The 4,185-nt window shown below is 61.9% G+C and carries 5 protein-coding genes and 1 pseudogene; 4 read left to right on the top strand and 2 right to left on the bottom strand.

The features are described 5' to 3' along the window. The 4 genes and pseudogenes from AC0KW6_RS22870 to AC0KW6_RS22855 all read left to right on the top strand — a co-directional run. A pseudogene (locus AC0KW6_RS22870) lies at positions 1-342 on the top strand (IS5 family transposase); the annotation flags it as partial. Positions 343-480: 138 nt separating this feature from the next. Beyond that, positions 481-951 carry a C-terminal helicase domain-containing protein gene (locus AC0KW6_RS22865; RefSeq protein ID WP_474036217.1) on the top strand — a complete coding sequence of 157 codons (471 nt, stop codon included), beginning with the start codon at positions 481-483 and terminating at the stop codon, positions 949-951. Beyond that, positions 948-1,439, top strand: coding sequence for a hypothetical protein (locus AC0KW6_RS22860; RefSeq protein WP_474036216.1), 492 nt, complete (start codon positions 948-950; stop codon positions 1,437-1,439). The genes AC0KW6_RS22865 and AC0KW6_RS22860 overlap by 4 nt, the downstream gene beginning before the upstream one ends. A 343-nt stretch (positions 1,440-1,782) precedes the next feature. Beyond that, positions 1,783-2,343: a tyrosine-type recombinase/integrase gene (locus tag AC0KW6_RS22855; protein ID WP_474036215.1), complete on the top strand. Its 561-nt coding sequence runs from the start codon at positions 1,783-1,785 to the stop codon at positions 2,341-2,343. Between the two features lie 61 nt (positions 2,344-2,404). Here the strand turns inward: AC0KW6_RS22855 and AC0KW6_RS22850 are convergent, their stop codons facing one another. Together AC0KW6_RS22850 and AC0KW6_RS22845 are read right to left on the bottom strand one after the other, a co-directional pair. Next, a complete protein-coding gene (locus tag AC0KW6_RS22850) occupies positions 2,405-3,118 on the bottom strand; it encodes a lyase family protein (RefSeq protein ID WP_474036214.1) in 714 nt (237 codons plus the stop codon). A gap of 40 nt (positions 3,119-3,158) precedes the next feature. Further along, positions 3,159-4,118, bottom strand: a complete 960-nt coding sequence (locus AC0KW6_RS22845; RefSeq protein WP_474035925.1) for an IS5 family transposase — start codon at positions 4,116-4,118, stop codon at positions 3,159-3,161. Between the last annotated feature and the right edge of the window lie 67 nt (positions 4,119-4,185).

Raw genomic sequence — 4,185 nt, 5'->3', positions numbered from 1 at the left:
GCTTATGATGGTGTACCAACCGCCGCGACAATCCGGCACCCGTTTGGTCCGGATGTCGAGTTGATCATTCCGCCGCCGAAGAACGCCGTTCCCGGAGATTGCCAGACACGCAACGCCCATCTCGACACGATAACCGAAACTGGCCGGATGGCATGGCAGAGGGCCACCGGTTATGGTCAGAGATCGCGCGGCGAGGCCCAGATCGGGCGCTACAAACAGGTCATCGGACCGGAACTGCGCAGCCGCAGCATGGAGACCCAGACAACCGAAGCCCGCATCGCTGTCAACGCCCTTAACCGCATGACCCGTCTCGGTCGTGCAGCCTATGAGCGTGTCGCATAACAAACCGGGGAAAGGGGAAAATGCGGCCCGAGCGCTATTCGTGCAACGCGGTCCATCAAGAACGGACTGCGGGCGGAAATAAAATCAATCTCCGGCTGCGTCATTGAAGCCGAGACACCGGACGGCTCCCGCGTCACCGTGCCCGGCAACAGCCTCGCCGCCCGCGGGCTGGAGCATGACTATGCCGCCACCGCGCATGCGGTGCAGGGCGAGTCAGTGGACCGGGTGATCGTGGCCATGCGCTCCACCGAACGGATGGCGACCCGGAAGAGCTTCTACGTGGAAATCAGCCGGGCGCGCGATGAGGCGGTGCTGCTGACCGAGGATCCCGACCGCCTGTCCAAGACCATCGAGCGGGAAACCGGCATCCGCCAGACCGCGCTCGATACCTGGATGGATGGCCGTCTGGCGGGCGCCCGTGCGCAGCAGCCGGAGGAGGAGAAGATCAAGGAACAGCCGCAGGAGAAACCGGACGCGGCGAAGGAGAAAGAGGCCAGGCAGAAGGAACCGGAGACCCCCACCCTTCCCGGCCTATTCGATGAGAAGATGAAAGAATTTGAAAAGCAGGCCGAATTGATCCTGCAACGCCAGAAGGAGATTGAACGATGAGTGAGGCACAGCAGAACGTCCGGATCGTGCTCGGGCCAGTGGCCCGGCAGCTGATTGGCGGACAGGATGAGAACCGCCCCAAGGCGCTGGACGAGGCCATTACCGGCCTCTTGGAGCAGCTGGAGAACGCGCAGGCCGATGCCGGTGGTGACGCCCCTTTGGCGGCGCAGCTGGCCTCCCTTGAGGCGGCCGTTGCGCGCCAATCGGAGGCACTTCAAAGCCTCACCCAGATCGCCGCCCTGGAGATGACAATGACCCGGGTGCTGATCGCCTCGCTGATGAGCGAGAGCAACGAGGAGCATCAAACGATCCTCGCGCTGGCGAATTCGGCCATAGAAGAAGCCCATGCAAAATCCCGGTTGCTCGGGGATTCCGAGCGGGAGCGGTTGCGGGAAAATGAGGCCTCTGTTCAGACGGCGATCCTGCGCGATTTGGAGCGCGGCGGCCAGGAACAGGAACTGGAAACAGAAGCGGAGATCGAGCGGTGAACACCTCCCCGAACCAGCCGGAAACCGGCCTGCCATTCCGTGCCATCCCGTGCCATTTGCGTGGCACGGCCGTGCCATCACCCGTGGCAGCGCCCGTGGCACGGCCCTTCCGGCCCTTAAAAACAGGGCTCCACAAGGTGCTGCCACCAACCGCCTGCCAGATTGACAATTTTAGCAATCAAATCAGCGCCTTGCGCTGATTGCAGCTTTGCTGCGTGAGGTGTGGGATAAATCCGAGGCCTCCGGGCCGAAACTGGCGTTCCGAGGCACCCGGTAAGCCATTCAACTGACTGGCTTACCCGCCTGCGGAACGCACCGCGGCGGCGGTTTTCCTTCCTGAACTATGCTGCTTCCCCGCCTTTCCTGGCCGCTTTGCGGGAAACTGCGTGGAATTTTTCCGGAAGCAGAGAAGGAAGACAGCCATGCTAAATCCACTCTGAACACCGCCAATGCCCGTCCGGCTTCCCAACGGTCAGAGACCGTTCTTTGGGACTCCGAGGTGCCCAAGCTGGGCCTCCGGCAGCGCGGCACCACTAGCTCCTGGATCGTGCAGTGGCGTGCCGATGGCAGGACCCGGAAGCAGACACTCGGGCGGTCCGATGCGATCCCCCTGCCCCAGGCCCGCGAGCTGGCCCGCACGCTGCTCGACGGCGTAACAAAAGGGGCAACTTCGGACGCCGCCCCGACGGTGGCCGCCTTCAGCCGCCGCTATCTCAAGGATCTCGCCCCGAGCTGGAAACCGGCCACGCATCGCGCCCATGCACACGACGTCGAGCACCTCATCACCCCCTATCTTGGCAGCAAGCGGCTCAACCAGGTGACCCGGGCAGATTTGGTTTCCTGGAAAGACGGGTTGCCCGGCAATGCGGCCCGAGCGCTATTCGTGCAACGCGGTCCATCTTAATCGAGGTGAAGATCCTGCTGTTCTCGGTGTTCACTATCCTGCGGAACTTGCGGGCCGGAGCTTATCGCTCTGGCCTGCCCAGCATGGCGGCATTGTTTAAAATTTCACGGGTTTTCTCAGCTGGCAATTGGCCCGTTTCTTCCAGAATCGCGCGGATACTCCGGCCGCAGGAAAGCGCCTCTTTCGCGACCTTTGCAGCAGCATCATAGCCTAGATGCGGGGCAAGTGCCGTGGCCAGCACCAAGCTGTTGTCGAGAAGTGCGGCGCAGCGGTCTTCGTTCGCGTTGATCCCGGTCACGCATTTCTCCGTCAGCACTCCGACGGCGTTCTTCAGAATGCGGATCGATTCTAGGAGGTTGTAGGCCACCACCGGTTCCATGGCATTGAGCTGCAGCTGACCGGCCTCCGCAGCCATGGTGGTGGTCAGGTCATTTCCGATCACTTGGAAGCAGACCTGGTTGACCACCTCGGGGATCACAGGATTGACCTTGCCTGGCATGATCGACGATCCCGCCTGCACTGCGGGCAGGTTAATCTCGCCAAATCCGGTGCGCGGGCCGGAGGACAAGAGCCGCAGGTCGTTGCAAATCTTCGAAAGCTTTACTGCCACCCGTTTTAGGATGCCGGAATAGGCGACAAAGGCGCCGAGGTCCGATGACGCCTCGATCAAGTTGCCCGCCTGTTTCAGATCAAACCCCGATAGCTGCGACAGATACCGCAGGGCCAGCGGTGCATAGCCGGGTTCGGCATTTACGCCGGTGCCACGTTGTTGCATGGTTCAAAATCTGGATATAGGCACCCCTTTCCCCGACGGTTTATGCGACACGTTCGAAGACCGCACGTCCGAGGGCGGTCATGCGGTTCAGGGCCTTGGTCGCGATCATGCTTTCGGTGACTTGTCGGTCAAATTCCCTTGACTTCAGGCCGGGGCCGATGACGGATTTGCGGCGCCCGATCTGGGCCTCGACGAGGGCGCGGCTGTTGTAGCCCGTCTCGGATTGCCATGCCATCCGGCCATGTATGGCGATATGCTCGATATGAGCGTCGCGCTGGTCGTTGCGTCCCAAGACGGCGGTCTTTGGCGGCGGGATGATGATCTCGACATTGGACCCGAAGGCCTCGGTGAGACAATCCAGAACACCCGTACCGTCATAGGCGCCATCGGCGAGCACGCGAGCCACCGGCAGATCAAGGCCGTCGATCAGTTCCAGCAAAGCGGTCTCGTCACCAACATGTTCGGTGGTCAGAAGCGAGGCGACGGTCTCGCCACTGCCCGGATCGTACCCGATATGGAGTTTCCGCCAGGATTTGCGCGTCTTTCCCGTCCCATGTTTGGCTTCCTGCCAACCCGAGCCACGGTGCATCTTCAGCCCGGTGCTGTCCACGATCAGCGTGACCGGCCCGTTCGATTTCGGCCTGGCGTCTTCTACAGCAAGCCCCTTGGCCCGTCGCGACAGCGTCGAGAAATCCGGCACCGGCAGTTCCAGTCCCATCAGCTTCAGAAGCGCGCGGACAAAGCCCTGCGTCTGCCGAAGCGGCTGGTGAAAGATCAACCCCAAGGTCAGGCAGGTCTCAATCGAGAAATCGGAATACTTCGCCTGACCGCCGCGGCTTTTCCGCTTCGGCGCGCGCCACTGCCCGGCAGCGCCCGTCTCAAACCAAACCGTCAGATCGCCGCGACCGCGCAGCGCCTCGTTATACTCGGGCCAGTTCGTCACGCAGAACTTCGATGCCGGAAACTGGCCCCGGCGCCCGGCATTGAACTTGTGCGGCATAAGGGGCAACCTTCACGATAAGAGAGCGTGCTTCCTGAACGAAATCCGCGACCGCTGCAACAAGGTG

The sequence above is a fragment of the Leisingera sp. SA215 genome, from assembly GCF_055902035.1.
This window is presented reverse-complemented; position numbering and strand designations above follow the sequence as displayed.

What these genes read in the sequence shown, in the direction of transcription:
- AC0KW6_RS22850 (WP_474036214.1), bottom strand. Translation starts at nt 3,118, where the DNA reads ATGCAACAACGTGGCACCGGCGTAAATGCCGAACCCGGCTATGCACCG.
- AC0KW6_RS22855 (WP_474036215.1), top strand. Translation starts at nt 1,783, where the DNA reads ATGCTGCTTCCCCGCCTTTCCTGGCCGCTTTGCGGGAAACTGCGTGGA.
- AC0KW6_RS22845 (WP_474035925.1), bottom strand. Translation starts at nt 4,118, where the DNA reads ATGCCGCACAAGTTCAATGCCGGGCGCCGGGGCCAGTTTCCGGCATCG.
- AC0KW6_RS22860 (WP_474036216.1), top strand. Translation starts at nt 948, where the DNA reads ATGAGTGAGGCACAGCAGAACGTCCGGATCGTGCTCGGGCCAGTGGCC.